Source organism: Nocardiopsis flavescens (assembly GCF_900141985.1).
Classification (GTDB): Bacteria; Actinomycetota; Actinomycetes; order Streptosporangiales; family Streptosporangiaceae; genus Nocardiopsis; species Nocardiopsis flavescens.
Genome location: NZ_FQZK01000008.1, coordinates 33,549 through 59,213 on the forward strand (window position 1 = coordinate 33,549; position 25,665 = coordinate 59,213).

Here is a 25,665-nt window from a genome sequence, read left to right on the forward strand (position 1 = left end):
CCGCACCGCGCACCGGTCACAGCGTGAGCAGCACCTTGGTGGCGCGGCGCTCGTCCATCGCCCGGTAGCCCTCGGCCGCCTCCTCGATCGGGAGGGTGAGGTCGAAGACCGCCCCGGGGTCGATCTCGCCGGACATGATGAGGCCGACCAGCTCGGGCAGGAACCGGCGCACCGGCGCGGGCCCGCCCAGCAGGCTCACGGTGGAGAAGAACAGGTCCATGCCGTCCAGCTCCACCCCGTGCGCGACGCCGACGTAGCCGACGTGCCCGCCCGGGCGGGTGGAGTGGATCGCCTGCATCATGGACTCCTGGGTGCCCACGGCCTCGATCGTGGAGTGGGCGCCGTAGCCGCCGGTCAGCTCCCTGACCCTGGCCACGCCGGCCTCGCCGCGCTCCTCGACGACGTCGGTGGCGCCGAAGCGCCGGGCCAGCGCCTGCCGGTCGGCGTGGCGGGACATGGCGATGATCCGCTCCGCGCCCAGGCGCTTCGCTGCCAGGATGCCCAGCAGCCCGACGGCTCCGTCGCCGACCACCGCCACCGTCTTGCCGGGGCCGGCCTCGGCGGCCACGGCGGCGAACCAGCCGGTGCCCAGCACGTCGGAGGCGGCCAGCAGGCTGCGCGCCTGCGCCTCGGTGGGCTCCCCGGGCACCTTGACCAGGGTGCCGTCGGCGTGCGGAATGCGGGCGTACTCGGCCTGGGTGCCGATGGCGCCCATCATCACCTGGTGGACGCAGCGGGACTGGAACCCGGCCTCGCAGATCTCGCAGGTGTTGTCGGAGGCCACGAAGGAGCCGACGACGAAGTCGCCCACCCCGATGTCCCGGACCGCGGGGCCGACCCGCTCGACGACGCCGATGTACTCGTGGCCCATCCGCGCGGGCCCGTCGACCTCCTCGATCCCGCGGTAGGGCCACAGGTCCGAACCGCAGATGCAGGCGGCGGTGACGCGGATGACCGCGTCGGTGGGCTCGATGATCTCGGTATCGGCCACGTTCTCCACCCGGACGTCCCCGGGTGCGTGCATGACGACAGCGCGCATGTCCTCTTCATCCTCGTTCGCTCGGTTGCGCCTCCACCACACCACGGCCGCCGCGCGTGAGGGAGTCCCGGCCGATGGGGGTACCGTCAGGGACTCCTTCGGCCCCGACCTGCGGTTTACCGTGGGTGCATGGATAACCGAGCCGAGGTCCGGGAGTTCCTCACGACGCGCAGGGCGCGGGTGACGCCCGACGAGGTCGGGCTGCCCTCCGGGACCAACCGCCGGGTGCAGGGCCTGCGCCGCAGCGAGGTCGCGACCCTGGCCGGGGTCAGCGTGGAGTACTACACCCGGCTGGAGCGCGGCTCCCTGAGCGGGGCCTCGCCCGAGGTGCTGGAGAGCCTGGCGCGGGCGCTGCGCCTGGACGAGGCGGAGCGCGCGCACCTGTTCGACCTCGCCCACGCGGCCAGCCCGGTGGCCCGGCCGCGCAGGCGCCGCAACCCCCGGTGCTGGACGCCGCACCCGAGCCTGCAGTGGACGCTGGACGCGGTCACCGCGGGGCCCGCGTTCGTGCGCAACGGGCGGATGGACCTCCTGGCCGCCAACACGCTCGCCCGGGCGTTCTACAAGGACACCTTCGCCATGCCGGGGTCGCCGCCCAACATCGCCCGGTTCACGTTCCTGGACGAGAGGGCGCGCGACTTCTACCCGGACTGGGAGATGTTCGCCGAGGTGACGGTGGCGCTCCTGCGCACCGAGGCGGGGCGCGACCCGCGCAACAAGGAGCTGCACGACCTGGTCGGGGAGCTGGGCACCCGCAGCGAGGAGTTCCGCCGCCTGTGGGGCGCGCACAACGTGCGCCGGCACGGCACCGGGTTCAAGACGTTCCACCACCCGGTGGTCGGGGAAATGACCCTGGCCTACGAGGGGCTGGAGATGGAGGCCGAACCGGGGCTGACGCTCACGATCTACGCGGCCGAGCCCGGTTCCCCGTCCGCCGAGCGGATGAGCCTGCTGGCCTCCTGGGCCGCCAGCGAGTACGGGGACGGGGCCGGGACCGCGGTGGCGGCCGAGCCCCGGGCCGAGGGCTCCTAGCCGCCGGCGGGACCGGGACCGGGCCGCACGGGCCCAGGCGGCGCGGAGCGCGGACCCCGGGTCGGGTGCGCGTCGGGCAGGGCCCGGCCCCCTGGCCACGGACCGCCGCCGGCGTGCGCGCCCCGCCGCGGGTCGGCGGCGCGCGGAGCGGCCGGACACGGGCCGTCCGCCGTGTCCCGTACGCCCCGGAACGTGCCGCGGTGGTTTAGCTGGCCCGTGTGAGGACACGCATTCCGTCAGCGCGGCGGAACCGGACCGACACCGTGCGTCGCCGCGCACACGACGACCGACTCCGAGTGCGATGCGAAGGTGTGTTCCCATCCGTGACACGAACGACCGACACGACCGACACGTAGACCGCACGCGGCCCTTCGGCGCGCACCTGCGCATGCGCTGGTGGGTCCCGGTGCTGCTGACCGCGGCGGTCGTCGCCGCCACGTACCTGCTGCAACTGCTGCTGACCGGCGCCGCGGCCGTGGTCGAGATCGGCCTGCTCGGCAAGGACCCGCAGGACAGGACGCTGACGCCGCTCACGTACCTGGCGACCAACCTGGCGATCATCGGTATCGTCCCGGTGGTGCTCCTGGTGATGTCCAAGGCGGCCGGCGTCTCCTGGTCCGACCTCCTCACCGTGGGCCGGGCGTTCAGCCGGCGCCGCCTGTTCGGTTACACGGGGATCTTCGCCCTGCTCATGGTGGTGGTGAACCTCGCGGTCCATCTCGTCAACCCGTCCCCGCTCTCGGCGTTCGCGGTCACCGGGACCACCGTGGCGCTGCTCGCGGTGGTGCTGCTGACGACCCCGTTCCAGGCCGCCGCCGAGGAGATCGTCTTCCGCGGCGCGCTGACCGCCTCCTACGGGTCCTGGTTCCGGGCGGCGCGGCCGGCGCTGGTGGCCGGGATCGTTCTCAGCAGCCTGCTGTTCGCCCTGCTGCACACCAGCGCCGACCCGTGGATGTTCGTCCACTACCTCGGCCTCGCCGGGGGCACCGCCGTCATGGCCCTGATCGGGCGGGGCCTGGAGCCAGCCATCGCCTTCCACGTGGTGAACAACGTCTTCGCCATGGGGATCGGCGCGGTGTTCTCCTCCGGCGGCGGAATCGGCCAGGACCGTTCGGCCGGTGCGGGCGGCCCCTACATGCTGCTGTTCGTGCTGGCCGAGGTCATCGGCGTCCTCATCGTCTGGCGGATGGAGAAGCGCCGCGCCGAGCGGAGCGCCCCCGTGGCCTGAGGACCGCCCCGGGGGCCCGCGGGCTCACGGCTCCAGGGTGGTGCGCCGGGTGCCGATGCCCGCCAGGACGATCTCCAGCCAGCGGCGGCGGGCCGCCCCGTCCAGCGAGGCGGGGGCGGCGGCCATGATGAGGTAGACGTCGTCGGCGGTGACGCCCGGGCGCAGGTCGCCGTCGGCGAGGGCGGCGCGCAGCAGCGAGGCGACGGCCGTCCGGCCGCGCTCCTCCTGCTCCGTCGTGACCCGGCCCGCGCCCAGGGCGGCCGCGGCCTCCTTGACCGCCCGGTTGCGCGCGGCCTCCTCCAGCAGGTCCGCGAGCATCTCCTCCAGCCGGGCCATCGCCTCGCCCGGGGCGGACGCCGACCGCGCCGCCTCCTCGGCCCGGGCGAGGATGGCCGCGGAGTGCTCGGTGAGGATCGCCTGGACCAGGTGGGTCTTGGTCGGGTGGTGCCGGTAGAGCGTGCCGACCGCCACCCCGGCGGCGCGGGCGATCCGCTGCATGGACACGTCGGGGCCGTGCGCGGTGATCTGCTCGCGGGCGGCGTCGAGGATGCGCTCCAGGTTGCGGCGTGCGTCCGCGCGCATCGCGCGCCCCCTCTCCGGGCTCTGCGGGCCCCGTCCCCGCCGCCCGCGGCGGGCGGTCAGGCTCCGGCCAGGGCCCTGTCCACGAGCCTATCGAAGGCGCGGTCGGGCAGCAGCCCGCGCAACAGCAGGATCCGCCGCGCCATGTACCCGGCCGCGTACCTTGTCCTGGGTCTGCGGGCGGTCGCGGCGGCGGCGATCGCCCGCGCCACCACCGCGGGCTCGGGCACGCGCTCCGCGGCGGACCCGGTCATCATCCCGGCGGCCAGGCGGCGCGCCTGGGCCCCGTAGACGCCGTCGCCGGAGGTCGCCAGGAGGTGCTCGGCGGCGATGCCGCCCCACTCGGTGCGGGTGCCGCCGGGCCGGACCACGACGACGTCGACGCCGAACCGCCGCAGTTCGAGGCGCAGCACGTCGCTCATGCCCTCCAGAGCGAACTTGGTGCCGTGGTACCAGGCGCCCAGGGGCGTGTGGACGCGCCCCCCGACCGAGGTGACGTTGACGATCCGCCCGCTCCCCCGCTCCCGCATCAGCGGGAGCACCGCCCGGGTGAGGCGGACCGCGCCGAAGACGTTGACGTCGAACTGCCGCCGCCCCTCCTCCAGGGGGACGTCCTCCACCGCCCCGTAGGAGCCGTACCCGGCGTTGTTGACCAGGACGTCCAGGCGCCCGGCCTCCCGGGCGACGGCGGCCACCGCCTCCCGGGCCGACGCGTCGTCGGTGACGTCCAGCGCGAGGGGTCGCACGCCCTGCGCGCGCAGGTCGGCCATCCGGCCGACCCGGCGCGCCCCGCCGTAGACGGCGAACCCGCGGCGCCCGAGTTCGAGGGCGGCGGCCCGCCCGATGCCCGACGACGCGCCCGTCACGAGCGCGACCTTCTTCTCCGCCATGGCGGCCTCCTAAAGTGAACTAGCATTCATGTTAATAATGAACCACGGTTCACTTTCGTGCAAGCCCACGCCCTCCCGACCGCCGATCCACCCGAACGCCGCACAAGCGACCATTCGGAAACCCAGCGCGCCGCCACTGTCACCCTTGGTAACTTCCCTGTGCCCGGCGGCCCCCGCCGGCGCCCCCGAGACAGAAGCACGAGGAACACCATGGGCACCGCCCGCGCGCAGATGGCGCACCACCTCCCCGAGGCCTACGCCGAACTCGTCCGCCTCGGCGCGGTCCTGGACGGCGTGCTCGACCCCGGCCTGCACGGCCTCGTCAAGCTCCGCGCCTCCGTCCTCAACGGCTGCGCCTTCTGCGTCGACCTGCACGGCCGCGAGTCCCTGGAGGCGGGGAACTCCCCGCAGCGGGTGGCGCTCGTGGCGGCCTGGCGCGAGGCGGGCGACCTGTTCACCGACGTCGAGCGCGCCGTCCTGGACCTCACCGACTCCCTCACCCGGCTCGGCGAGCACGGTCTGACCGACGAGGTCCACGACGCCGCCGCGGCCCACCTGACGGAGCGCGAGATGGTCGCCCTGATCACCTCCGTCGGCCTGGTCAACCTCTACAACCGCCTGGGGGTCGGCACCGCCATGGCCCCGCCGGTGCGCTGACGGCGGAGCCACCATGCCGCACGACACCGCGGAGCTCGCGCTCGCCATCGTGGGCCTGGGGCCGCGCGGGCTGGCGGTCCTCGAACGCCTGGTCGCCAACGCCCGCGCGCACCACCGGACCGTGGCCCTGCACGCCGTCGACCCGTACCCGCCCGGCGCGGGGCGGGTCTGGCGCGTGGACCAGTCGCCCCACCTGCTCATGAACACCGTCGCCGCCCAGGTCACCGCCTTCACCGACGCCGGCCTCACCATGGCGGGACCGGTGGAGCCCGGCCCCTCCCTCCACGCGTGGGCGCGCGGCAGGGGGGACGCCCCGGACGCCGACGGGTACCCGACGCGCGCCCTCTACGGCCGCTACCTCACCGACGTCTTCGCCCGGGTGGTCGCCCGCGCCCCCGCACACGTACGCGTGCACGTCCACCGGGCCCGGGCGGTCGCCCTGCACGGCGACGCGGGCCCGCAGGTGCTGGTGCTCGACGACGGCCGCAGGCTGGCCGGGCTGGACGCGGTCGTCCTGTGCCAGGGGCACACGGACGCATCCCCCGATCCGCGGGAGGCGGCCCCGGCGGGGGCCGGGGGGCGGCTCCACGTGCCGCCGGCCAACCCCGCCGACACCGACCTGTCGGACGTCGCCCCCGGCGAGACCGTCATCCTCCGGGGCCTGGGACTGGCCTTCTTCGACCACATGGCGCTGCTCACCGAGGGCCGCGGAGGAGTCTACGAGCGCCGCGGAGGCCGGCTGGTGTACCGCCCCTGCGGTGCCGAACCCCGCCTGGTGGCGGGTTCCCGGCGCGGCATCCCCCACCGCGCCCGGGGGCGCGACCAGAAGGGCCCCTCGGCGCGCCACCGGCCCCGGCTGCTGCCCCCCGGGCGCGTCCTGGGCCTGCGCGAACGCGCCCAGGGCCCGCTGAGCCTGCGGGCGGACCTGTGGCCGCTCATCGCCCGGGAGGTCGAGGCCGTCCACTACGGCGCGCTGGCGGCGCGCCGCGGAGGCGACGGCGCGTCCCTGGCCGACGCCTACGCGTCCGCGCCCACCCGCGAGCGGCGGGAGGACGTCCTGTCCCGCGCGGGGATCACCGGGCGCTGGGACTGGAACCGCCTCTGCCGCCCCTCTCCGACCGGCGGCGGCCCCGCCTCCCACCGCGCCCGGCTGCTGGACCACCTGCGCCGGGACGCGGCCTCCGCCCGGGGCGGCAACGTCGACGACCCGGTCAAGGCCGCCCTGGACGTGCTGCGCGACCTGCGCAACGAGATCCGGGGGGCCGTCGACCACCGGGGCCTGACCGGCGCCTCGCACCGCGACGACCTCTACGGGTGGTTCACCCCGCTCAACGCGCACCTGTCCATCGGCCCGCCGCTGTCGCGGGTGGAGGAGATGGCCGCGCTCATCGAGGCCGGGGTACTCGACGTCCTGGGTCCGGGGATGCGCGTGGGCGCGCACGCGACCGGGTTCACCGCCCGTTCGTCCCTCGGGGAAAGCGTCACCGCCCGGGTCCTCGTCGAGGCCCGCCTGCCCGAACCCGACCTGGGCCGTACGGCCGACCCCCTGCTGCGGCACCTGACCTCGACCGGCGCCGGCGCGCCCCACCGGGTGCCGACCCCCGGGGGCCCCGCGCACGTGAGCGGCGGCCTGGACGTCACCGGGCGCCCGCAGCGGCTGGTCGACGCCCGCGGGCGGGCCCACCCGCGCCGGTTCGCCTTCGGCGTCCCCACCGAGGGCGCGCACTGGGCGACGGCGGTCGGTGCCCGCCCCGGGGCGGACTCGGTGACCCTGGCCGACGCCGACGCGATCGCCCGCGCCGCCCTGGCCCTCGCCCCCGCACAACGGAAGGCCGACCCGTGAACCCGAGCCCCGACAGCGGCCTGCTCTCCCCCGTGTACGCGGGGACCCCCGTGGAGGAGGCGGTCGGCGACACGGCGTGGCTGCGCGCCCTGCTGGAGGCCGAGGCCGCGCTCACCCGCGCCCAGGCGGGCCTGGGCACGGTGCCCGCGCACGCCGCGGAGACCGTCACCGCGGTCGCCCGCTCCGTCCGCCTCGACGTCCGGGAGATCGCGCTGGCCTCACGGGAGAGCGCCAACCCGGTGATCGCCGTGGTGGGCGCGCTGACCCGGGCGGTGGCCGAGCACGACGCCGAGGCCGCCGAGTACGTGCACCGCGGGTCGACCAGCCAGGACGTCTTCGACACGGCGGCGATGCTCGTGTGCTCGCGGGCCGTGCGGCTCGTGGTCGCCGACCTCGGACGCACCGCGGACGCCCTGGAGGAGCTGGCCCGCGCGCACCGCGACACGCCGATGGCGGGGCGCACGCTCGCCCTGCACGCGGTGCCCACCACCTTCGGGCTCAAGGCGGCCGGCTGGCGGCAGTCCGTGCGCGACGCCGCCGAGCGGCTGGGCGCGGTGCGCACGCCGGTCTCCCTGGGCGGTGCCGCCGGGACGCTCGCCGGATACCTGGAGTACGCGGGCGGGCAGGATCCCGGCGGGTACGCCGAGCGGCTGACCGCCGCGTACGCGCGGGAGACGGGGCTCGACGTCCCGGCGCTGCCCTGGCACGCGCTGCGCACCCCCGTGACCGACCTGGGATCGGCGCTGTCCTGCACGGCCTCGGCCCTGGGCAAGATCGCCGCTGACGTGCAGGTCATGGTCCGCACCGAGATCGGCGAGGTCGGCGAACCGCCGGTGGCCGGGCGGGGCGCGTCGTCCGCGATGCCCCACAAGCGCAACCCGGTGCTGGCGACGCTGATCCGCTCGGCCGCGCTGAGGGTCCCGGCCCTGGCGTCGGTCCTGCACCAGTGCGCGGTGTGCGAGGACGAGCGGTCCGCCGGCGCCTGGCACGCCGAGTGGGGGCCGCTGCGCGACTGCCTGCGGCTGGCGGGCGGCGCCGCGCACGCCTGCGCCGAACTCGCCGGCGGCCTGGTGGTCCACGCCGACCGGATGCGGGCCAACCTGGACCGGACCGCGGGGGCGGTGGTGACCGAGCGCGTCGCCGCCGCCCTGGCTCCGCTGCTGGGCAGGGCCGCCGCCAGGGAGGTGGCGGGAGGACTGGCGCAGCGGGCCGCCGGGGGCACACGCCCGGCCGACCTGCTGGCGGAGGCGACCGCCGGTGCGCTGTCCCCGGAGCGGATCGCCGACCTCCTGGACCCGACCGCCTACACCGGGGCGGCCGGGCACCTCGTCGACCGGGCATTGGAGGACGGGCCGCGCCCGGACCCACCGGTGCGCTGACCCGGCGCGCGGCGGCGCGCGCCGCGGCCCGGGGGCCCGCGGTGCGCACCGCACCGGAAGGCGGGCCGCCGGCCTGCGGCCCGCGCCTCACAGGGGTTTGCGCCCCTGGACGGAGTAGGTCACGCAGGAGCAGGCCCGGAACGAGGGGTCGGCCAGCAGGTCCCGCACCCGGGCCAGCTCGCCGTCGGTCATCCCCTCCCGCACGAACGCGTCGCGCAGGTGGCGGGTGTGGTGCGAGATCAGGTGGACCCCGGCGGAGCCGGCGTCCCACTGCTCCAGGTGCGGGTGCGCGTCCACCTCCACCAGCCCCGCCCGGCGCATGGCCTCGGCGGCCCCGCGCCCCCAGGCCGGGTCGGCCCCGGCCCGCTCCATCAGCCGGACCTTGGCGTCCAGGAACCGCTCGTACAGCGCCCGGGCGCCAGCGTCGGGCATGAGCAGGGAGGGTCCGTAGGTGATGTCGAACTCGTCCAGCTGGAGCACGCCGCCCGGCTTGAGGGCGCGCACCAGCCGGTCCAGGACGCGGAGCCGCTCGGGCAGGTGGAGCAGCACCAGGCGGGAGTGCACGAGGTCGAAGGCGCCCTCGGGCAGCGGATCCCGCACGATGTCGTGCCGCAGCACCTCCAGGCCCTCGGCGGGGGCGATGTGGTCGGGCTTGACGTCGGTGGCGGTCACCGAGCCGCCGGGGGCGACCCGGCGGGCCAGCCAGTGGGCGACGCTGCCGCCCCCGGCCCCCACCTCCAGGCAGCGCCAGCCCGGCCCTACCCCGGTCTCCGCGAGTCTGCGGGTGGTCAGCGGGTCGTAGGCGGCGGCCAGGAAGCGGTGCTGGTCGTGCGCGTTCCTGTTGTGGTTGTCGAAGACGTAGCCGGGTACGGCGGTGGCGGTGTCCGTCATCGGAGGCCTCCTGAGAGTAGGGTCGGTCGGCCGCGGACCGCGTCGGCGGCCATCCGGGTCAGGGTGTCCGTGCACACCTTCCCGGTGGGGCCGAGCGGCAGGGCGGGCAGGAACACCACGTGCTCGGGCAGGGCGCGCACGTCCACGCCGTGCCCCTCGCGCAGGTGGGAGAGCAGTTCGCCGGGCGAGGGCGGGTCCACCCCCGGGAGCGGGCAGACGCAGGCGCACACGCGCTCGCCCAGGTCCGGGTCGGGCACCGGCACGCACTGGGCCTCGGCCAGGGCGGGGTGGGCGGTCAGGGCGCGCTCCACCTCGGCGGGGAAGAGCGTGACGCCGCCGCGGATGACGCTGCGGCGCAGCCGGTCGACCACCCGCAGGGTGCCGTCGGCATCGATCCGGCCCAGGTCGCCGGTACGCACCCACCCCCCGGGCGTGCGGCGCCGCGCGTCCAGCACGGGGTCGGCGACGTGGCACAGGGGCGTCATCGGCCCCCGGGCGAGGATCTCCCCCGTCTCCCCCGGCGGCAGCGGACGCCCCAGCCGGTCGCACACCCGGATCGAGCACACGTCCGGGTCGGGCCGCCCGGCCACCCCCGGCTCCCAGGCGGCGGGATCGTCCGCGGTGTGGCAGTTGACCCCGTCGGTGGACCCGTAGACGTTGACCACGGGCCGCCCGAAGCGCTCCTCGCACAGGTCGCGCACCTCCCGGTGCAGCGGCGCGCCGCTGGAGACCAGGGCCCGCAGCGAGGAGGTGTCGGCCTCCCCCCGCGCCAGGGCGACCCGCCGCAGCATGGTGGGCACCCCGGCCAGGTGGGTGGGCCGGTGCAGGCCGACGGAGCGCAGCAGCGCGTCGGGGTCGAACTCCCCCGGGACGATGAGCGTCGCGCCGAGCCGCACCAGGGACACCAGGCCCAGCGACCCGAACGAGGAGGCCAGCGGGACCGGGAGCAGCAGGCGGACGTCCCCCCCGCCCAGGACGGCCCGGGCGTAGGCGCCGCGGCCCCCGGCCATGGCGTTGTGTCCGTAGGCGATCATGGTCGGCTCGCCCTCCGACCCCGAGGAGACGAGGATGCGGGCGGGCGAGTCCGCGTCGGGGGCGGCCGGCCCGGGGACCCGCGCGTCCGCGTACGGGCCGTCCGGGTCCAGGGCGCCGGGCCGCGCGCGCAGCACCGGCGCGCCCCGCACGTCCTCGCGGTCGGTGACCACCGCGGCGGCCCGCGACCGTGTGAGCAGGGAGGACACGTCGGCGGCGGAGCGGCCGTGGGGCACCGGCAGGGAGACCGCGCCCAGCGCGGCGACGGCGAGTTCGACGGCCAGGGCGTCGCGGCCGTCGGGCAGCAGCAGGGCGACGACGTCGCGCTCGCCGCACCCGGCGGCGCGCAGCAGGGCGGCGGCCCGGCCGACCCGCGCCGCCAGCCCGGCGCGGTCCTCGCTCCCGCGCGCGTCCGCCACCGCCTCGCGGCCGGGGTCCTCCCGCACCCGGTCCAGGAACAGGGAGTACAGGTCCCGCCCGGGACACGGGCCCTCCCGCACCCAGCGGGCGCGCAGCATCGCCGGGACGAGGTCGGTGAGGGTCAGTCCCGTCGAGGACGTCCAGGTCATCGTTCCTCCAGTCGGTGCGCCCGCGCGGCGGTTCCGCGGGGCGCACGGGGCGGTGGGGACACGGGCCGCGCGGGGCCCGCACCCCGCTGAGCGGGGCGGGGCGGCCGGGTCACCGGCCGCTCCCCCCGCCCGCGGGGGCGAACGTCCACGGGGCGCGGGGCAGGGCGACCCCGTGGACTGTCGTGAAGGCCGCGGGGAAGGCCGCGGCCGCGGCCACCGGGTCGGCCGCCGCGGGGGTGCCGGTCCGGGGCAGGTGGGCGGTGCCCCGGCCGGCCGCGCGCAGCAGCCGGGCGGCGTCCACCAGGGCGGTGCGGGCGCGGGCCCCGGTGCCCGCGCGGGAACGCAGCAGCAGCCCGGCCAGCGCCGCCTCGGCGGCGAGCAGCCCGCCGAGCACGTCGGTGAGCGTGACCAGGGACGGCGCGGGCCCGGCCCCGTCCGCCAGCAGGTGGGCGACCCCTCCGTGGGCCTGCACCGGGAAGTCGGTGGCGGGGGTGCCGGGCGCGGGCTCCTCCCCGGCCCACCCGTCGGCGTGGACGTGCACCAGGCCGGGGGCGCGGGCGGCGAGGCCGTCGGCGCCCAGGCCGAACCGCTCGGCCCGGCCGGGCGGCCAGTTGTACAGGAACACGTGCGCCCCGGCGGCCAGCGCGGCGGCGGCGCGGCGCCCCGCGGCGGTGCCCAGGTCGTGCTCGACGGCGCCCTTGCCGTGGTTGAGGGCGGCGAAGCGGGCGGAGAGCCCGCCGGCCAGGGGCGGGACGCCGCGCATCGGGTCGCCGCCGGGCGGCTCCACGCGCACGGTGTCGGCGCCCAGCAGGGTCAGCAGCAGGCCGGCCAGCGGTCCCTGGACCCGGTTGGTGGCCTCCACCACCCGCAGTCCGGCCAGGGGTCCCCGCCCCGGGGGCGGCACGGGCGGCAGGGCCCCGGCGGGCCCGGTCGGGCCCAGCCGCCACGGCGACTCCGGCGCCCGCTCGCGGACCTCCTCCGGCGGGCGCAGCGGGACCGCGCCCACCCCGCAGGCGCGGGCCGTGCGGGCGGTGTCGGCGAAGGGCAGGGCGGCCGGCACCGCGAACAGGGCGGCGGGCAGGGGGCACTCGGCGGTGGCGAAGCGGCGCTGGAAGGGCGCCCACCCGGCGGCGATGGCCTCCCGGGGCGCGCCCAGCGCCTCCCAGAACCGCAGCCAGGCGTCGGCGTCCAGGGTCTCGACCTCGAAGCGCACCCCGTCGGCGGAGCGGAACGGCGGCGGCTGCCCGGGGACGGTGCCCGTGCCGGGGCCGGGCGCGCTCTCCCGGCGCGCGGCGGCCTCGGCGGCGGCGTAGGGGGCGACGGCGAGCAGGGCCGCCCCCGCCACCGACACCGAGGCCCGCAGCGCGTGCCCGCCCCGGTCCAGGGCCAGGGCCGCCGCCGCGACCGCCTGGGACGCCAGCACCCCGGCGCACACCGACGCGTAGTCCACGGGCAGGAACCGGGGGCCGCCCCGGGCCCGCCCGTGCAGGTGGGCCAGGCCGCAGGCGGCCTGGACGGCGCGCTCGTCCTCCAGGCCGGCGCCGGGCTCCGACCACGCGATGTCGCACCCCGCGCCCGTCCCCTCCAGGCGGAGCCGCCCGGCGAGGCCGGGCGGGGCGGTGCCGCCGGGCTCCTCCTCGACCGCGCAGCCCAGCGCCCGCAGCCGGGAGACCGCGACCCGCAGCGGCGGGGCGTCCCCCGCCGCCCGGACGGCGGTACCGGCCAGCGGTGGGGCCGCCGCGGTCGCGGCGGTCACGTCCAGCGTCCCGTCCCGGCGGCGGTGCGGGGCAGGCCCAGGTGCTCGCGCAGGGTCCCGCGCCGGACCTTGCCGGTGCCGGTGCGGGGCAGGTCGTCCCAGCCCATGACCACGGGTTCGGCCATCGCCGGCAGGTCGGCCACGGCCTCCTTCCACACCCCCGGGTCCAGGGGCGCGCCCTCCACGACCACGACCGGGACGGGCGGGCCGTCGGGAACCCCCAGCACGACGCACTCCAGCACCTGGGGCAGGCGCTCGTCGACGACGTCCTCGATCTCCAGGCAGCCGCCCTCGGCGAGGGAGTCCACCTCCCGGTCGACCAGCCGGACCGCGCCGGTGCGGTCGATCGACCCCAGGTCGCCGGTGTTCCACCACTGGCCCAGGAGCTTGCCGCGCCAGCGGCCCTCCTCGCCGACGTAGCCGGTGCACAGCGCCTCGGTGCGGCAGTACAGCAGGCCGGTCTCCCCCGGTGGCAGGGGCCGCAGGGTACGGGGGTCGACGGCGCGCAGCCGGGTCCGGCCGGGCACCGGGCGGCCCAGGTCGCGGGTGGTGGGGTCGACGTCCTGGCTGCCCGACAGGGACCGCCGGGTGAAGAAGCGGAAGGTCAGGGGGCCGGTCTCGCTCTGCCCCCAGCCCTGCATCCACACCGGCGCCCGGCGCCCGCTGGCGTTGAGGAACGCGCGCACGGTGGAGGGGTGCACGGCGTCGAAGGTGCTGACGAACAGCCGCACCCGCTCGAACGCCGCCGCCTCCCGGTTCAGGCGGCGCTGCCAGCGGGCCAGGGTGGCGGGCTGGGCCTCCAGGGTGGTGGGCCGGTGCCGGTGCAGCGCCGGCCCCGCCTCGTCCCAGTCGGGGTCGGTGATGAGCGAGACCGCCGCGGGGCGCAGCCACAGCACGGCCGCGGTCCAGGCCAGGGCCCGGCCGTGGGCGAAGGAGATGGACGTGGCGACGGTGTCGTCGCGGCGGCTGCCCAGGACCGGCCACCGGTGCGCCTCGAACCCGGCCAGCCTGCGCATGAGGGTGCGGGTGGTGTGCACGACGAGCTTGGGGGTCCCGGTGGTGCCGGAGGTGTGCATGACCGCCAGCGGCGCGTCCAGGTGCGGGCGGCGCGGGGGCGGGGCCGTGCCGCCGCGGACGTCGGCCGGGGACAGCGTGCCCTCCACACCGCCGTCCACGACCAGGGTGCGGGAGGCCCGGCCGCCGAGGTCGCGGCCGGCCGCGTAGGCGGCGCGCAGCAGGTCGGCGTCGGTGACCAGCAGCGCGGGGCCCAGGCGCCGCAGCAGGGTGTCGAGGGTCTCGGGGGCGAGGTGGCCCGACAGCGAGGCGGGCACGGCTCCCAGCCGCGCGGCGGCGCACGCCAGCAGCACGTAGTCCCAGTGGTTGCGCTTGACGATGGCCACCCGGTCGCCGGGGCGCACGCCCGCCCGGGCGAACCACCCGGCGAACCGGCGCACCAGGCCGGCGGCGCCGGCCACGTCGAGTTCCAGGCCGGCCTCGGGGGCGGCGTCCAGGGGCCGGCTGAGCCGGATCGCGGTGGTGGACCCCCGCTCGACCAGGTCGTCGAAGAGGGTCCCCAGGTGGAGGGGCTTGCTCGGTAGCATCATGCCTCGATCAGGGTCGGTTCGCGGGTCTGGGCGAGGAAGGCCGCCGTGCGCTCGGCGGCGGTGAACGCGGACGCCACCGCCCCCTCGCTGCACGGGCGCAGCGAGGTCCAGTCCCCGGCGTACTCGACGGCGGCGGGGGGCCGTCCGGTGAACGCGGGCCGGGCGGCCAGCGCCTCGGGGCCCGGCAGCGGCAGCCCGTGGCGGAAGCGGTGCGCGACGGTGCGCCGCACGCGCGCCGTCACACCGGGCAGGACGCGCTCGGCCCGGGCGAGCAGAACGCGGCCCACCTCCTCGTCGGGGGCGTCCAGCAGGGCGCCGGTCCCCTCCGGGCGGGTGATCAGCGAGATCATGCCGCGGCCGGGCGGCACCCGGCCGGGGTGCTTGGCGTGGTCGAGGGTGACCACGCCCAGCAGCGGGTCGTCGGACACCAGGACGGCGAAGCCCCGGGGCGCGCCGCGCGGCGCCACCGGCGCGTCCAGCAGCGCGGACAGCCGGAGCATGGGCGCGAACCCGCAGGCCCGCAGGTAGGCGCGCTCCACGGGGGGCGCGCCGGGGTGCAGGCGCTCCGCGACGGGGGCGGGGACGGCCAGGACCGCCGACCGGGCCGTGAGCGTCCCCCGGGGGGAGTCCACGCGCACGCCGTCCGGGCCGGCGCTCACCCCGGTGACGGGGTGGCCGGTGCGCACGTCGAGCCCCTCGGCCAGGGCCCGGGCGAGGGTGTCCATGCCGTCGCGGTAGGTGCGCCAGGTGGCGGTGCTGCCGGCGGCGCACAGGTGGGCGGCGAAGGGGGCGGCGGCGGCCCGCGGGGTCCAGCCGAAGAACCCGGCGGCCAGCGGGCCCAGCAGCCGCTCGCGCAGCTGGGGGTGGTGGTCGCGCAGCAGGTCGGCGACGGTCTCCCCGCCGGGGTCGGCGCGCTCGGGGTGCTCGGGGTCCAGCCCGGCCCGGGCCAGGCGCAGCTGGAGGCGCACCAGGTCCAGGCGGGCACGGGGCGAGAGCCCCATGCCGGTGAGCAGGCCCAGGGGGCGCCCGGCGTGGCGCCGGGCCCGGCCGCGCCACCACACCGACAGGGCGTCGCGCACGAGCGGGACGGCGCCGGGGTCGGCGTCCAGGCCGGTGGCGCGGATGAGCCGCCAGGTCGCCGGGTAGGCGTCGGCCGACGGGATCATCTCCGCGCCGGTGTCGATGAGGTGGCCGTCGGCGCGCAGGGTGCGCATCCGCCCGCCCACGGCGTCGGCGGCCTCCAGCACCACCACGCCGTGCCCGGCGGCGGCGAGCAGGTGCGCGGTGGCCAGTCCGGCGGGCCCTGCGCCCACCACGATGACGTCGGTGCCGGTCACCACGGCGTGGCCGGGAGCATCGGGGCGGCCAGGTTGGCGGCGATGAGCAGCACCACCGTGACCCGGTGGGTGTGGATGGCCGTGCGCCGGGCGCGCAGGATGTCCCCGAGGACGAACCCGGTGTAGAGCTGCACGGCCCGCAGGGCGATGACGGGCAGCAGGGCCGCCGGGAACCACCAGGGGGCGATGCCGAGCAGGTGCGAGCCGGTGACGAGCAGCGTCTCCAGCAGGGTGATCCCGATGATGAAGGCCGCGTTGGTGCGCGGGGAGACCCGCGCGGCGACGGTGATCCGCCCGGCGGAGCGGTCGCCGTCGGCGTCGTTGGTGTTGGAGTACAGGCCGAAGATCATCGGGCCGCCGCCGAAGACGATCGCCTGCACGACGACGAAGCCGTCGACGTGCCCGACGAGCAGGCCGTAGGGCACCAGGACCCAGCCCACGCCCAGGCCGACCAGGAAGACCTCCTGCAAGCCCCGGTAGCTGATCTTGAGCCCCCAGGAGTACTGGACCGAGGCGACCAGGCACAGCGCGGCGCCGACGACGGCCCACAGCGGCCGGTGCGGGGCCAGCGCCACCACGGCCGTCCACAGCAGGACGCTCGCGACGGTGGCCGCGCGGCCGAAGCGCAGCGCCTGGGGCTCGGTGAGGGTCCCGGCCACCAGGGGCTTGCGGGCCAGGCGCCGGCGGGCGGCGTCGGAGCCGTAGTTGGCGGCGTCGGAGCCGTCGCGGTACCCGGTGACGTCGTCGAAGGAGACCATGGCGGCCACCACGGCCACCTCGGCGAGCAGCACCAGCAGCAGGAACCCGAGGGTGTCCGGGCCGGGGCCGAGCAGGGGCAGCGTCATCGCGAACACCAGCGGCAGGCCGATGTAGTAGTCGACGATGTCGAGCTTGGCCAGCCGGGCGTAGACGCCGGGTCCGGGGCGGCGCGCGGGCGCGGTCGCGGGGGCGCCCGCCGGGGCGGGCGGCGCGGTCATGTGGTCGGTCATGGTTTCCTCCCGAGGGCGAACGCGCGGACCGCGGAGACGATCTGCTCGACGCGGGCGTCGGCCAGGTGCGGGTACAGGGGCAGGGAGATGTTGCGGCGCGCCGCGTCCCGGGCGCGGGGCGGGGCCCCCGCCGCGGGGGCGTACGGGGCGAAGGCCGGCTGCTCGGGCAGGGTCCGCGGGTAGTAGACGTGGGTGTCCACCCCCGCGGCGGCCAGGTGGGCGCGCAGTCCGTCGCGGTCCTCGCACAGCAGCGTGTACACGTAGGGGAAGCGGCCGTCCCCGCCGGCGGGGGGCGCGGTGACGCCCGCCCCGGCCAGGTCGGCGAAGGACCGCGAGTAGTGGTCGCAGATGGCGGTGCGGCGGGCCACGCGCTCCTCCAGGCCCGCCAGGCGGTGCAGCTGGAAGGCGGCCATGACCTCGTCGAACCGGCTGTTGTGGCCGACGTGGTGGTGCAGGAAGCGGTTGCGGCCGTCCTGGCCGTGGTTGCGCAGCATCCGCACCCGTCCGGCGAGGGCGGCGTCGTCGGTGAGCACCATCCCGCCCTCCCCGGGCATACCGAACACCTTGACCTGGACGAAGGAGTAGACGCCGGCGTCCCCCCAGCGCCCGGCGGGCGTGCCGCGGAGCACGCCGCCCTGGGCGAGGGCGGAGTCCTCGACGAGCCGCAGGCCGGTCCGGGCGGCCAGGTCGCGCAGGCGGGGCATGTCGGCCATGAAGGAGAACATGTGCGCGGGCATCAGCGCGCGGGTGCGGTCGGTGACCAGCTCCTCGGCGCGGGCGGGGTCCAGCGTGAGGGTGGCCGGGTCGATGTCGGCGAAGACCGGGACGGCCCCCACCGACAGGACGGTGCTCGCCAGCGGGGCGCACCCGAAGGCGGGCACGATCACCTCGTCGCCGGGGCCCACGCCCAGGGCGGACAGGACCAGGGTGAGGGCGGAGGTCCCGCTGGAGCAGGCGACGGCGTCGGCGGAGCCCAGGCGGGTGCGCAGCGCGTCCTCGAACCGGGCGGTACGCCGCCCCAGGATGAACTTCTGCTCCGGGTCGGTGCCGACCTCGTACAGCGCCTCCAGCAGGGCCTCGCGGTCGGCCTCGAAGAGGTCGGGCGCGAAGAACGGGACGGCGGGGCGCTCGGCGGTCACGGTCATCGGGACCCCCCGGTGAGGTGGCGCGCGATCTCGTCGCAGACGCGGTCGACGGCGCTCTCGGACAGGTCGGCGTAGAGCGGGAGGGCGAGGGCGGAGCGGCACGCGGCCTCGGCCCGGGGCAGGTCGCCGGCCCGGTACCCCAGGTGCGCGAAGCAGGGCTGCAGGTGCAGGGGGCGGGGGTAGTAGACCTCGGTGCCGATGCCCGCGTCCGCCAGGCGGGCGGCGAGGCCGTCGCGGTCGTCGACCTCGATGAGGTGGACGTAGACGACCCGGTTCTCGCCGGGCCGGACGGGGAGGTCGCCGGGGACGGAGCGCACGCCGGGCAGGCCGCGCAGGCGGTCGTCGTAGCGGCGCGAGAGCACGGCCCGGCGCTCGATGTCGGTGTCCAGGCGGTCGAGCTTGGCGAGCAGGACGGCGGCCTGGAGGTCGTCCATCTTGCTGTTGCCGCCGGTGACGACGGTCGGGTTGGAGATGCCGGGGAAGGCGGCCAGGGTGCGCCCGGAGCGGCCGTGGTGGCGGAGCATCCGCGCGGTCTCGGCGACGGCGTCGTCGTCGGTGAGCAGCGCCCCGGCGTCGCCGACGGCGCCCAGCGTCTTGGCGGGGAAGAAGGAGAGCACGCCGCCGGCCCCGGAGAGCCCGGCGTGGGCGCCGCCGGCGCGCATGCCGACGGCCTCGGCGCTGTCCTCCACCACGGTGAGCCCGTGGGTCCGTGCGACGCGGTGCACCCCGCGCAGGTCGGCGAGGCGGTCGAAGAGGTGGACCGGCATGACCATGCGGGTGCGGTCGGTGACGGCGGCGGCGACGGAGTCGGGGTCGATGCCGTACCCGTGCTCCTCGATGTCGGCGAAGACGGGGACGCCCCCGGCGTGCACGACGGCGGTGGCGCTGGCCGCGAAGGTGTAGGCGGGGACGATCACCTCCTCGCCCGGGCGCAGCCCGGCGGCGCGCAGCAGCAGGACGAGCGCGTCGGTCCCGGAGTTGACGCCGACGGCGTGGCGGGCGCCGGTGTACCGCTCCAGTGCGCGTTCGAGGTCCGCGACCGCGGTACCGTGCGAGAATTTTCCGTCGTCCAGGACCCGAATACAATTACTCCGGATCTCCGGCCATATTCTTCGAAAGGTTTCCGATTGGTCGAAGAATGGCACGGCGGAAATCTCCCCGTCCCGTTCTCCGGAGGTCGGGGAGGTGAGTGTCGACTTCATGTGCTCCGTCCAGGCAGGGGGCGGGGGAGGGGGGTGCGGGGCCCGGCCGCACCCGGGTGCGGCCGGGCCGGGAGGAGGTCTGCGCCCGAGGGGGCTCAGACGCCCAGCAGCGGGATGTCGTTCTTGCCGAGGTGGTAGTCGCGCACCGCGGCGACCAGCTCGCCGACGCTGAGGTGGCCGTCGTTGTCGGTGTCGATCTGGCTGAAGGCCTCGCCGGCCTGGTCGGCGCTCAGACCGATCGCCGCGAACCAGCGCTCCAGCTCGACCGGGCTGATCTCGCCGTCGCCGTCGGTGTCGGCGATGCCCATGATGGCCTGGATGGTGGGCTGGAGCACCTCGGAGAAGCCGGCGTTGCCGCGGCTGACGATCTCGCTCTCGGCGGCGCTGATGAAGTCGTCCTTGCTCATCTGCTCGGTGCCGGCGGCCCGGGCGAGGCGGTCGAACAGGCCGAGGTAGGCGGCGCGCAGGCCGGCCGCGCCCGGACCCTGGGGGTCGGCGCCGAAGCGGTCGAGGATGCCCTGGATCTCCTGCTCGAAGTCGGAGCGCTCGATCACGCCGTTGCCGTTGTGGTCCCAGAGGTTGAAGCGCTCTTCGAGGCGGCCGTTGGCCTTGGTGGCGACGCTCATGGTCTCTCCTGAAAAAAGGAATTGGAAAGGAAAGGGGAATGCCCCAAAGGAGAATCGAGAGGCTCCCGAGCGGGCGCCCGATCCCTTTCTCATATTACCCCCGCAAGGGACCGGCAAAAACCTTCCCAAGGAAGATCATCGAAATTCGCAAAACTTTATATCGGACATTCTTCGACATTTTCTGCGAAGGGCGCGGAGAAGAGGGCGGCCACGGCCCGCGCACTCCCCTGCCGGAAGACCACGCGCTCCTCGGGACGCAGCTCCAGGTCGCGTCCGGTGGGAACGGGGTCGGCGTGGATCAGGACGTTGTAGTGGTTGGGCGTGTGGCAGGCGTCGAACCCCAGCACCACGCCCACCCGGCGGGGGCCGATCCACACCTCGTCGCCGCGGTCCAGGACCCCTGCGGCGGTGATCTCGGCGAAGCCGAGGAACCCCACGCGGTCGATCCGCGCCCCCTCCGCGGTCTCGGTGTGGTCGGTGGCGACCAGCTCGTGCACCTCGCCCGCGCGCACGCAGCGGCTCGCGAACGGCTCCACCCGCATGCCCCGGTCCGTCCTGCGGTGCACCAGCACCTTGACCAGGACGGCGGTCACCGGGCGCTTGGCCCCGTCCTCGTACGGGTTCACCCCGCCACCCTCTCCCGGCGCTCGGCGCGGTAGGCCTCGTCCACCAGGCGCAGCGCCGACACCCCGGCGCCGTCGCCGGTCCGCCACGCGCGCACCCGGGCGGCGAAGTCGGCGGCGACGCCCTCGTACTCGTGCCACAGCGACTCCTTGAAGGCGGGGCGCCCGGCCAGCAGGTCGGCCGTCCACACCCGCCCGTCCGAGGTGCGCACCTCGACGTCCTTGCACTCCCCGGGGTGTGACCAGTCCAGCAGCACCCGGGCCCGAGCGGGCCCGGCCGCCAGGGCGATGTCCGCCCGCCGGTCCACGCCCGCGGCGTCGCGCTCCACCCGGGCCCCGACCACCTCGGCCCGGCCCAGCAGGGATTCCACCAGGTCGAAGGCGTTGGGCCCGTTGTCGGCGACGCAGCCGCCGCCGCACCGGGACGGGTCCAGGTACCAGGTGTCGTCCCCGGCGTGCTCCTCGATCCGCTCCAGGTAGCGCACGGTCACGTCCGTCACCGTGCGGCCGGCGACCCGCTCCCGCAGCTCCGCGAACCGGGAGTTGTAGCGGCGGTGGAACGCCGTGAACAGCGGCACCCCCCGCTCCCGGGCCAGGGCGTCCAGGGCCTCGCCCTCGGCCAGGTCCAGGGCCAGCGGCTTCTCCGCGCACACCGCGGCGCCGGCGGCGATCGCGTCCGCGCAGATCCGGGCGTGCACGTCGTTGGGCGCGGTGACCACGACCGCGTCCGGCCGCTCCCGCTCCAGCATCCGGACGTGGTCGGTGTAGCCGACCGCGCCGGGCGGCGGGGACGCGATCCGGGAGGGTGCCAGGTCGCACACGGCCGCCAGGTCCCACTCCGGGGAGGACGCCAGCGCCTCCAGGTGGAACCGGGAGATCACCCCCAGCCCCACCACTCCCACGCGCAGCGGGCTCATCGGACCTCCCCCAGGACCAGGGGGGCGGCCAGGCCGGTCCGCCCCGCCAGGTCGGCGAGTTCGGCGTAGAGGCCCGCGGCGAGGGGGACGCCCCGCTCGCGCCGCTCGCGCGCCAGGTGGTACTCGTGCCATCCGGGGTAGCGGACCGGCGCCGCGGGGTCGGCGGGCGGGCAGTCCAGCACCGTGCCGAACAGCTCCCGCGCGTCCCCCAGGGCCCCCTCGCGCAGGGCGTCGGGGGCCAGGGCCAGCAGGAGGTGGCCGATGTCGTCGTCCCTGCCGCCGGGACCGCCGTCCCCGGCCAGGGCCTGCGGGGCGGGGCCGCGGCCGGAGCCGGAGACGACGGCGGACAGCACCTCCACCAGCAGGCCGAGGCCGAACCCCTTGTACCGTCCGGGCTCCCCGCCGAGCCACATCAGGTGGGCCCGCCCCGCGTCGAACTCGGCCGGGTCCGTGACCGGGGCTCCGCGGTCGTCGCACAGCAGCCCCTCCGGGACCGGCCGCCCCTCCCGGGCGGCCTGGCGGATGCGCCCGGTGGGGGCCGCCGTGGTGCTCATGTCCAGCAGGAAGGGCGGGTGCCCCCCGGCGGGGGCGGCGGCGCTGAGCGGGTTGGTGCCCAGCAGGGCCGCGGCCCCGCCCGGGGGCCGGGCGATGCGCTGCCCGCCGCAGTTGCTCGCGACCAGGCCGACCATGCCGCGTTCGACCGCCCGCAGCGCGTGGTACCCGGCGCAGCCCAGGTGGGTGCCGCCGCGCACCGCCACCACGCCGACGCCGTGGCGCTCGGCGCGGGAGGCGGCCAGCTCCATCGCCTCCGAGGCCGACCACAGCCCGAGGGCGCGGCGGGCGTCGAGCAGCACGGCGGCCCCCAGGTCGGTGACGACCCGGGGCTCGGCGTGCGGGTCGGCCCGGCCCTCGTCGAGCAGCGGCAGGTAGAGGCGGGTGAGGTTGGCGGCCCCGTGGGAGTCCATCCCGGTCAGGTCTCCGTGGCACAGGGCGCGCGCCGAGGCGGCGGCCCGCTCCGGGTGCAGGCCCCGGTCCCGGAAGACGGCGGTGAGGAAGGAGAGCAGGGAGTCGTGGTCGGCCAGGACGGGCGGCCCCGCCGGGGCGGCCCCGGGCGGTTCGTGCGAGAGGGTGGTCACCGGTCTCCGTTCGTCTCGTCGGTGAAGGCGGTCAGCAGGCGGGCCACCGTGTCGGCGAACCCGTCGAGGTCGGACAGCCGGACGCGCTCGGCGTCGCCGTGCGCCCCGTCGGCGGCCAGGTCCCCCGGGCCCAGCACGACCGTGCAGGCGTCGGGGACCCCGGCCATCCAGATGGCATCGCAGGTGAAGGCGGGCTCGTCCGCCGGCCAGGGCGGCACCCCGGCGCGGCGCAGCAGGCCGCGGCCCCAGGGGTCGCGGTCGTCCAGGACCGGCAGCCCCCGCTTGGGCCAGTCCAGGCGGGTCAGGGCGCGGGCGTCGGCGGCGGTGCGGGCGAACAGCGCGGTGCAGGCGAAGGAGGCGGTGAACTCCTCCAGCGCGGTGTCGAACGCGCCGGCCACCGCCCGTTCCAGGTCCCGGCCCGCGCGGGCGTCGGCGTAGGAGAGGTTGAACAGCAGGTCCCCGCTGCCGTACACCCGGTTGTGCAGGGTGCCGGTGTGCAGTCCGGCCACGCACACCGCCCCGTCGCGGGCGTGCGCGTCCAGGGCCCGGCCCATCCGGTGGGCCAGGAACCCCAGCAGGACCGAGGCGTTGTGCCCGGTGTGGGGGCGGTCGTCGATCGCGTCGTCGCCGCGCACCGACACCCGGGCGGTCATGGACGCGGTGGAGCGGGTGAGGTACCGCCCGGAGGTGGGCTCGCAGAACACGTTGAGGCGGCCGGTGTACCCGCGGGCGACGAGGGGGCGGGTGCCCAGGACGCCCATGGCGCCGCCCTCCTCCCCCGCGACGGCCTGGACCAGGACCGCCGTGTCGCGGCCCAGGCGGGGCGAGCGCTCCAGGGCGGCGCGCACCCCCGCCAGCAGCGCGACCGCGGGCCCCTTGGCGTCGACGGCTCCGCGCCCGCGGACGAGGTCCCCCTCGCGGGATGCGGGCGGGCCGCCCGCCACGGTGTCCAGGTGCACGTTGAACATGGCGGTGCGCCCGTGCGGCACGGTGTCGGGCCCCAGGCGCAGCACCAGGCTGGGCTGGCACTCCAGGAAGCCAGGGTCGGCGGCGGCCTCGCGCACCGCGGCGGGCACCCCGGGCGGGCGCAGGTCGCCGGGGCCTGCGGGGGCGTGGTGCACGGTGCGAAAGCCCAGCGGCGCCGCGGCCCGGGCGTAGTCGTCCTGGGCCTGGCGCAGGCGGGGGCGCGGACCGCCCGGGCCGACCTCCAGCGGGCCGGCGGTGGGCGTCTCCAGCAGCCGCATCAGCAGGGAGAGGTCGCCGTCGGTGAGGGTCACCGGACCCCCTCCGCGCTCCAGACGCGGTGCGCCAGCTCCTCCAGGCGCCGCCCGTAGTCCACGAACGCGGCGACGTCGCCGCGGCCGGGGTCGCCGCCGCGGGCGAGCAGGTGGGGGCGCAGGTGCAGGTGGGGCTCGATGGACAGGGCGCCCCGGTAGCCGTGCCCGGCCAGGATCCGCAGGCACTCCTCGACCCCGGCCTCGCCCCGGCCGGGCGGGACGTAGGCGGTGTCGCCGCCGGGGGTGCGGACCGCGTCCTTGATGTGGACGTGGGCCACGTGCGGGGCGATCCGGCGCAGCATGGCGGGGCCGTCGTAGCCGTGGGCGACGCCGTTGCCGGTGTCGAACAGCAGGCGCAGCGCCGGGCTGTCGGCGTGGGCGAGCAGGTCCAGGGCGCGGTCGGCGTCCTCGCCCGCCCACCCGGCGCAGTTCTCGTGCACCAGGAGCAGGCCGGCGTCCTCGGCGCGGCGGGCCAGCTCGCGCACGCGGGCGCGGGCCGTACGCCCCCACTCCGCCGCGGTCAGGCCGCCGGAGGGATAGGACATGATCCGGACGGTGCGCGTCCCCAGCAGGGCGCAGCGCCGGACCAGCGCGTCGAGTTCGGCCACGTCCGCGGCGAAGTCGCCGGTGGCGGGGCGGGACCAGTCGCCGATCTTGGCGGCGACGGCGACCACCGTCGCACCGGCGTCCCGGATGCGCGCGGCGGTCCGCACCACCGCGTCCTCGGGCAGGGCCGCGACGGGCACCCCGTTGAGGGTGCGCAGCTCCAGCAGGTCCCAGCCGAGCGCGCGCAGGGCGTCGAGCTGGCCGTCCAGCCCGGGGGCGGCCTCGTCGCCGATCCCCGCGGGGCGGGGGCGTTCAGGCGCCGACGACACTGCCCACCTCCTCCTCCAGGGCCCGGCGGGCGCACAGGTCCTTGGCCTCGGTGAGCAGCCGCACCGCCTCCACGTGCACGGGCAGGTCGCCCAGGTCGCGGCCGGGGCGGGAGTAGCGGGCGTAGCAGCGGCGCAGGAACGCGGTCAGGGCGTCGTCGGTGAACACCGACCGGGAGGGCTCGCGCCCGCGGGCGGCCACGGCGAGCTGCGCGGTGTGGTCGGCGTCGCTGCACGGGTAGTGGCCGGTGAGGACGGCCTCGTCGAACTCCAGCACGATGCGGCGCTCGCGCAGCGGCGCGGTGAGGTCGGACTCGATGCGGGTGAGCACCCCCGTGTGGTGCACCAGGTCCAGGCGGGCGGCCCCCAGGCCGGGCAGGCGCACGCCGTCCACGGCCATGTCGTCGAGCCCGGCGGAGGCCACCTCGGCGTCCCCGGCGAGCACGACCGCGACGGCGAGGGCGTGCGGGACCTCCACGTCGAACGCGGTGGGGTGCCCGGTGGTCTCCAGGCTCCGGGTGAACCGCGGCTTGTGCTGGACCACCGTGAGCGAGCGCAGCCGCCCGAAGGCCCCGGAGCGGCGGGCCGCCAGCAGCCGCGCGCTCAGCGCGCTGGCCGTCCACGGCGTGGCCACGGCCAGGCGCAGGCCCCAGCGGCGGCGCAGGCGCGCGATGGCGGCCAGCTCGGCCAGGTCGAGGGCGAGGGGCTTCTCGACGATGACCATGCGGTAGCCCAGGCGGGCGAGCCGCTCCAGGGGTTCCGCCCGCAGGTGGGGCGGGGTGCAGAGGTGGACCACGGTGCGCCGGGGCGGGAGGCGGCGCGCGGCCTCCTCCAGGGAGGCCACGGCCGTCACCCCCTCGGCCCCTGTGCGCAGGGGGTCGTGGCCCATCACCGGACCCGGGGCGAAGAGGCGGCGGTCCGCCGCCCGCGCCTTGGCGAGCGACGGCGCGTGCAGCCCCCGTCCGGATCTCCCCAGGCCGACGATGAGGGTGTGCAGCATGGAGGGAGGACACCTTTCCGTTCGCGGTCCCCGTCGTTCCGC

General features: G+C 77.0%; 23 protein-coding genes. 5 read left to right on the forward strand and 18 right to left on the reverse strand.

The window, feature by feature from the left end; all coding sequences use genetic code 11:
• Positions 1 to 16: 16 nt before the first annotated feature.
• Positions 17 to 1,039 (reverse strand): zinc-dependent alcohol dehydrogenase family protein, encoded by a 1,023-nt coding sequence (locus tag BUE45_RS14830; protein ID WP_073379915.1) that lies wholly within the window; start codon positions 1,037 to 1,039, stop codon positions 17 to 19.
• Between the two features lie 129 nt (positions 1,040 to 1,168).
• On the opposite strand from BUE45_RS14830, the gene BUE45_RS14835 reads away from it, so the two are divergent.
• Both BUE45_RS14835 and BUE45_RS14840 read left to right on the forward strand, forming a co-directional pair.
• Complete coding sequence (locus BUE45_RS14835) at positions 1,169 to 2,071, forward strand: helix-turn-helix transcriptional regulator (protein ID WP_073379916.1); 903 nt, start codon at positions 1,169 to 1,171, stop codon at positions 2,069 to 2,071.
• A gap of 388 nt (positions 2,072 to 2,459) precedes the next feature.
• The gene (locus BUE45_RS14840; RefSeq protein ID WP_073379917.1) at positions 2,460 to 3,299 is read left to right on the forward strand and encodes a CPBP family intramembrane glutamic endopeptidase; all 840 of its coding nucleotides are present in this window, start codon (positions 2,460 to 2,462) and stop codon (positions 3,297 to 3,299) included.
• A gap of 24 nt (positions 3,300 to 3,323) precedes the next feature.
• Here BUE45_RS14840 and BUE45_RS14845 read toward each other — a convergent pair whose 3' ends face one another.
• The gene (locus BUE45_RS14845) at positions 3,324 to 3,881 is read right to left on the reverse strand and encodes a TetR/AcrR family transcriptional regulator (RefSeq protein ID WP_073379918.1); all 558 of its coding nucleotides are present in this window, start codon (positions 3,879 to 3,881) and stop codon (positions 3,324 to 3,326) included.
• Positions 3,882 to 3,937: 56 nt separating this feature from the next.
• Positions 3,938 to 4,768 carry an oxidoreductase gene (locus tag BUE45_RS14850; RefSeq protein WP_073379919.1) on the reverse strand — a complete coding sequence of 277 codons (831 nt, stop codon included), beginning with the start codon at positions 4,766 to 4,768 and terminating at the stop codon, positions 3,938 to 3,940.
• A gap of 210 nt (positions 4,769 to 4,978) precedes the next feature.
• Between BUE45_RS14850 and BUE45_RS14855 the strand changes: the two genes are divergently transcribed.
• The 3 genes from BUE45_RS14855 to pcaB are packed head-to-tail and all read left to right on the forward strand — an operon-like array spanning position 4,979 to position 8,647.
• A complete protein-coding gene (locus BUE45_RS14855; RefSeq protein ID WP_073379920.1) occupies positions 4,979 to 5,425 on the forward strand; it encodes a carboxymuconolactone decarboxylase family protein in 447 nt (148 codons plus the stop codon).
• 13 nt (positions 5,426 to 5,438) lie between these two features.
• Positions 5,439 to 7,268, forward strand: a complete 1,830-nt coding sequence (locus BUE45_RS14860; protein ID WP_073379921.1) for an FAD/NAD(P)-binding protein — start codon at positions 5,439 to 5,441, stop codon at positions 7,266 to 7,268.
• Positions 7,265 to 8,647: a nitrosuccinate lyase gene (gene pcaB, locus BUE45_RS14865; RefSeq protein WP_073379922.1), complete on the forward strand. Its 1,383-nt coding sequence runs from the start codon at positions 7,265 to 7,267 to the stop codon at positions 8,645 to 8,647. The genes BUE45_RS14860 and pcaB overlap by 4 nt, the downstream gene beginning before the upstream one ends.
• 87 nt (positions 8,648 to 8,734) lie before the next feature.
• Here pcaB and BUE45_RS14870 read toward each other — a convergent pair whose 3' ends face one another.
• The 15 genes from BUE45_RS14870 to BUE45_RS14940 all read right to left on the reverse strand — a co-directional run bounded on the left by BUE45_RS14870 (position 8,735) and on the right by BUE45_RS14940 (position 25,623).
• Positions 8,735 to 9,538, reverse strand: a complete 804-nt coding sequence (locus tag BUE45_RS14870) for a class I SAM-dependent methyltransferase (RefSeq protein ID WP_073379923.1) — start codon at positions 9,536 to 9,538, stop codon at positions 8,735 to 8,737.
• Complete coding sequence (locus tag BUE45_RS14875) at positions 9,535 to 11,139, reverse strand: class I adenylate-forming enzyme family protein (protein ID WP_073379924.1); 1,605 nt, start codon at positions 11,137 to 11,139, stop codon at positions 9,535 to 9,537. The genes BUE45_RS14870 and BUE45_RS14875 overlap by 4 nt, the downstream gene beginning before the upstream one ends.
• 109 nt (positions 11,140 to 11,248) lie before the next feature.
• Entirely contained in the window at positions 11,249 to 12,895 is a 1,647-nt protein-coding gene (locus BUE45_RS14880) for a CoA transferase (RefSeq protein ID WP_245833203.1), read from the reverse strand.
• Positions 12,892 to 14,499, reverse strand: a complete 1,608-nt coding sequence (locus BUE45_RS14885) for a class I adenylate-forming enzyme family protein (protein WP_178378547.1) — start codon at positions 14,497 to 14,499, stop codon at positions 12,892 to 12,894. The genes BUE45_RS14880 and BUE45_RS14885 overlap by 4 nt, the downstream gene beginning before the upstream one ends.
• Positions 14,496 to 15,836: a protoporphyrinogen/coproporphyrinogen oxidase gene (locus BUE45_RS14890; RefSeq protein ID WP_073380058.1), complete on the reverse strand. Its 1,341-nt coding sequence runs from the start codon at positions 15,834 to 15,836 to the stop codon at positions 14,496 to 14,498. The genes BUE45_RS14885 and BUE45_RS14890 overlap by 4 nt, the downstream gene beginning before the upstream one ends.
• A complete protein-coding gene (locus BUE45_RS14895) occupies positions 15,833 to 16,825 on the reverse strand; it encodes a UbiA family prenyltransferase (RefSeq protein WP_073379926.1) in 993 nt (330 codons plus the stop codon). Before BUE45_RS14895 ends, BUE45_RS14890 begins: the two co-directional genes overlap by 4 nt.
• On the reverse strand, positions 16,822 to 17,970 hold the full coding sequence (locus tag BUE45_RS14900; protein WP_073379927.1) for a DegT/DnrJ/EryC1/StrS family aminotransferase: 1,149 nt from the start codon (positions 17,968 to 17,970) through the stop codon (positions 16,822 to 16,824). The genes BUE45_RS14895 and BUE45_RS14900 overlap by 4 nt, the downstream gene beginning before the upstream one ends.
• On the reverse strand, positions 17,967 to 19,115 hold the full coding sequence (locus tag BUE45_RS14905) for a DegT/DnrJ/EryC1/StrS family aminotransferase (protein ID WP_245833206.1): 1,149 nt from the start codon (positions 19,113 to 19,115) through the stop codon (positions 17,967 to 17,969). Before BUE45_RS14905 ends, BUE45_RS14900 begins: the two co-directional genes overlap by 4 nt.
• Positions 19,116 to 19,267: 152 nt before the next feature.
• Entirely contained in the window at positions 19,268 to 19,798 is a 531-nt protein-coding gene (locus BUE45_RS14910) for an EF-hand domain-containing protein (protein ID WP_073379929.1), read from the reverse strand.
• Between the two features lie 155 nt (positions 19,799 to 19,953).
• On the reverse strand, positions 19,954 to 20,424 hold the full coding sequence (locus tag BUE45_RS14915; RefSeq protein ID WP_073379930.1) for a DUF6917 domain-containing protein: 471 nt from the start codon (positions 20,422 to 20,424) through the stop codon (positions 19,954 to 19,956).
• Positions 20,421 to 21,338, reverse strand: coding sequence for a Gfo/Idh/MocA family protein (locus BUE45_RS14920; protein ID WP_073379931.1), 918 nt, complete (start codon positions 21,336 to 21,338; stop codon positions 20,421 to 20,423). Before BUE45_RS14920 ends, BUE45_RS14915 begins: the two co-directional genes overlap by 4 nt.
• Positions 21,335 to 22,474 (reverse strand): Ldh family oxidoreductase, encoded by a 1,140-nt coding sequence (locus tag BUE45_RS14925; RefSeq protein WP_073379932.1) that lies wholly within the window; start codon positions 22,472 to 22,474, stop codon positions 21,335 to 21,337. Before BUE45_RS14925 ends, BUE45_RS14920 begins: the two co-directional genes overlap by 4 nt.
• The gene (locus tag BUE45_RS14930) at positions 22,471 to 23,751 is read right to left on the reverse strand and encodes a M20/M25/M40 family metallo-hydrolase (RefSeq protein ID WP_245833208.1); all 1,281 of its coding nucleotides are present in this window, start codon (positions 23,749 to 23,751) and stop codon (positions 22,471 to 22,473) included. Before BUE45_RS14930 ends, BUE45_RS14925 begins: the two co-directional genes overlap by 4 nt.
• Positions 23,748 to 24,626, reverse strand: a complete 879-nt coding sequence (locus BUE45_RS14935) for a sugar phosphate isomerase/epimerase family protein (RefSeq protein ID WP_073379933.1) — start codon at positions 24,624 to 24,626, stop codon at positions 23,748 to 23,750. Before BUE45_RS14935 ends, BUE45_RS14930 begins: the two co-directional genes overlap by 4 nt.
• On the reverse strand, positions 24,610 to 25,623 hold the full coding sequence (locus BUE45_RS14940) for a Gfo/Idh/MocA family oxidoreductase (RefSeq protein ID WP_073379934.1): 1,014 nt from the start codon (positions 25,621 to 25,623) through the stop codon (positions 24,610 to 24,612). The genes BUE45_RS14935 and BUE45_RS14940 overlap by 17 nt, the downstream gene beginning before the upstream one ends.
• Positions 25,624 to 25,665 lie beyond the last annotated feature (42 nt).

What these genes read in the sequence shown, in the direction of transcription:
- BUE45_RS14830 (WP_073379915.1), bottom strand. Translation starts at nt 1,039, where the DNA reads ATGCGCGCTGTCGTCATGCACGCACCCGGGGACGTCCGGGTGGAGAAC.
- BUE45_RS14835 (WP_073379916.1), top strand. Translation starts at nt 1,169, where the DNA reads ATGGATAACCGAGCCGAGGTCCGGGAGTTCCTCACGACGCGCAGGGCG.
- BUE45_RS14840 (WP_073379917.1), top strand. Translation starts at nt 2,460, where the DNA reads ATGCGCTGGTGGGTCCCGGTGCTGCTGACCGCGGCGGTCGTCGCCGCC.
- BUE45_RS14845 (WP_073379918.1), bottom strand. Translation starts at nt 3,881, where the DNA reads ATGCGCGCGGACGCACGCCGCAACCTGGAGCGCATCCTCGACGCCGCC.
- BUE45_RS14850 (WP_073379919.1), bottom strand. Translation starts at nt 4,768, where the DNA reads ATGGCGGAGAAGAAGGTCGCGCTCGTGACGGGCGCGTCGTCGGGCATC.
- BUE45_RS14855 (WP_073379920.1), top strand. Translation starts at nt 4,979, where the DNA reads ATGGGCACCGCCCGCGCGCAGATGGCGCACCACCTCCCCGAGGCCTAC.
- BUE45_RS14860 (WP_073379921.1), top strand. Translation starts at nt 5,439, where the DNA reads ATGCCGCACGACACCGCGGAGCTCGCGCTCGCCATCGTGGGCCTGGGG.
- BUE45_RS14870 (WP_073379923.1), bottom strand. Translation starts at nt 9,538, where the DNA reads ATGACGGACACCGCCACCGCCGTACCCGGCTACGTCTTCGACAACCAC.
- BUE45_RS14875 (WP_073379924.1), bottom strand. Translation starts at nt 11,139, where the DNA reads ATGACCTGGACGTCCTCGACGGGACTGACCCTCACCGACCTCGTCCCG.
- BUE45_RS14885 (WP_178378547.1), bottom strand. Translation starts at nt 14,499, where the DNA reads ATGATGCTACCGAGCAAGCCCCTCCACCTGGGGACCCTCTTCGACGAC.
- BUE45_RS14895 (WP_073379926.1), bottom strand. Translation starts at nt 16,825, where the DNA reads ATGACCGACCACATGACCGCGCCGCCCGCCCCGGCGGGCGCCCCCGCG.
- BUE45_RS14900 (WP_073379927.1), bottom strand. Translation starts at nt 17,970, where the DNA reads ATGACCGTGACCGCCGAGCGCCCCGCCGTCCCGTTCTTCGCGCCCGAC.
- BUE45_RS14910 (WP_073379929.1), bottom strand. Translation starts at nt 19,798, where the DNA reads ATGAGCGTCGCCACCAAGGCCAACGGCCGCCTCGAAGAGCGCTTCAAC.
- BUE45_RS14920 (WP_073379931.1), bottom strand. Translation starts at nt 21,338, where the DNA reads ATGAGCCCGCTGCGCGTGGGAGTGGTGGGGCTGGGGGTGATCTCCCGG.
- BUE45_RS14940 (WP_073379934.1), bottom strand. Translation starts at nt 25,623, where the DNA reads ATGCTGCACACCCTCATCGTCGGCCTGGGGAGATCCGGACGGGGGCTG.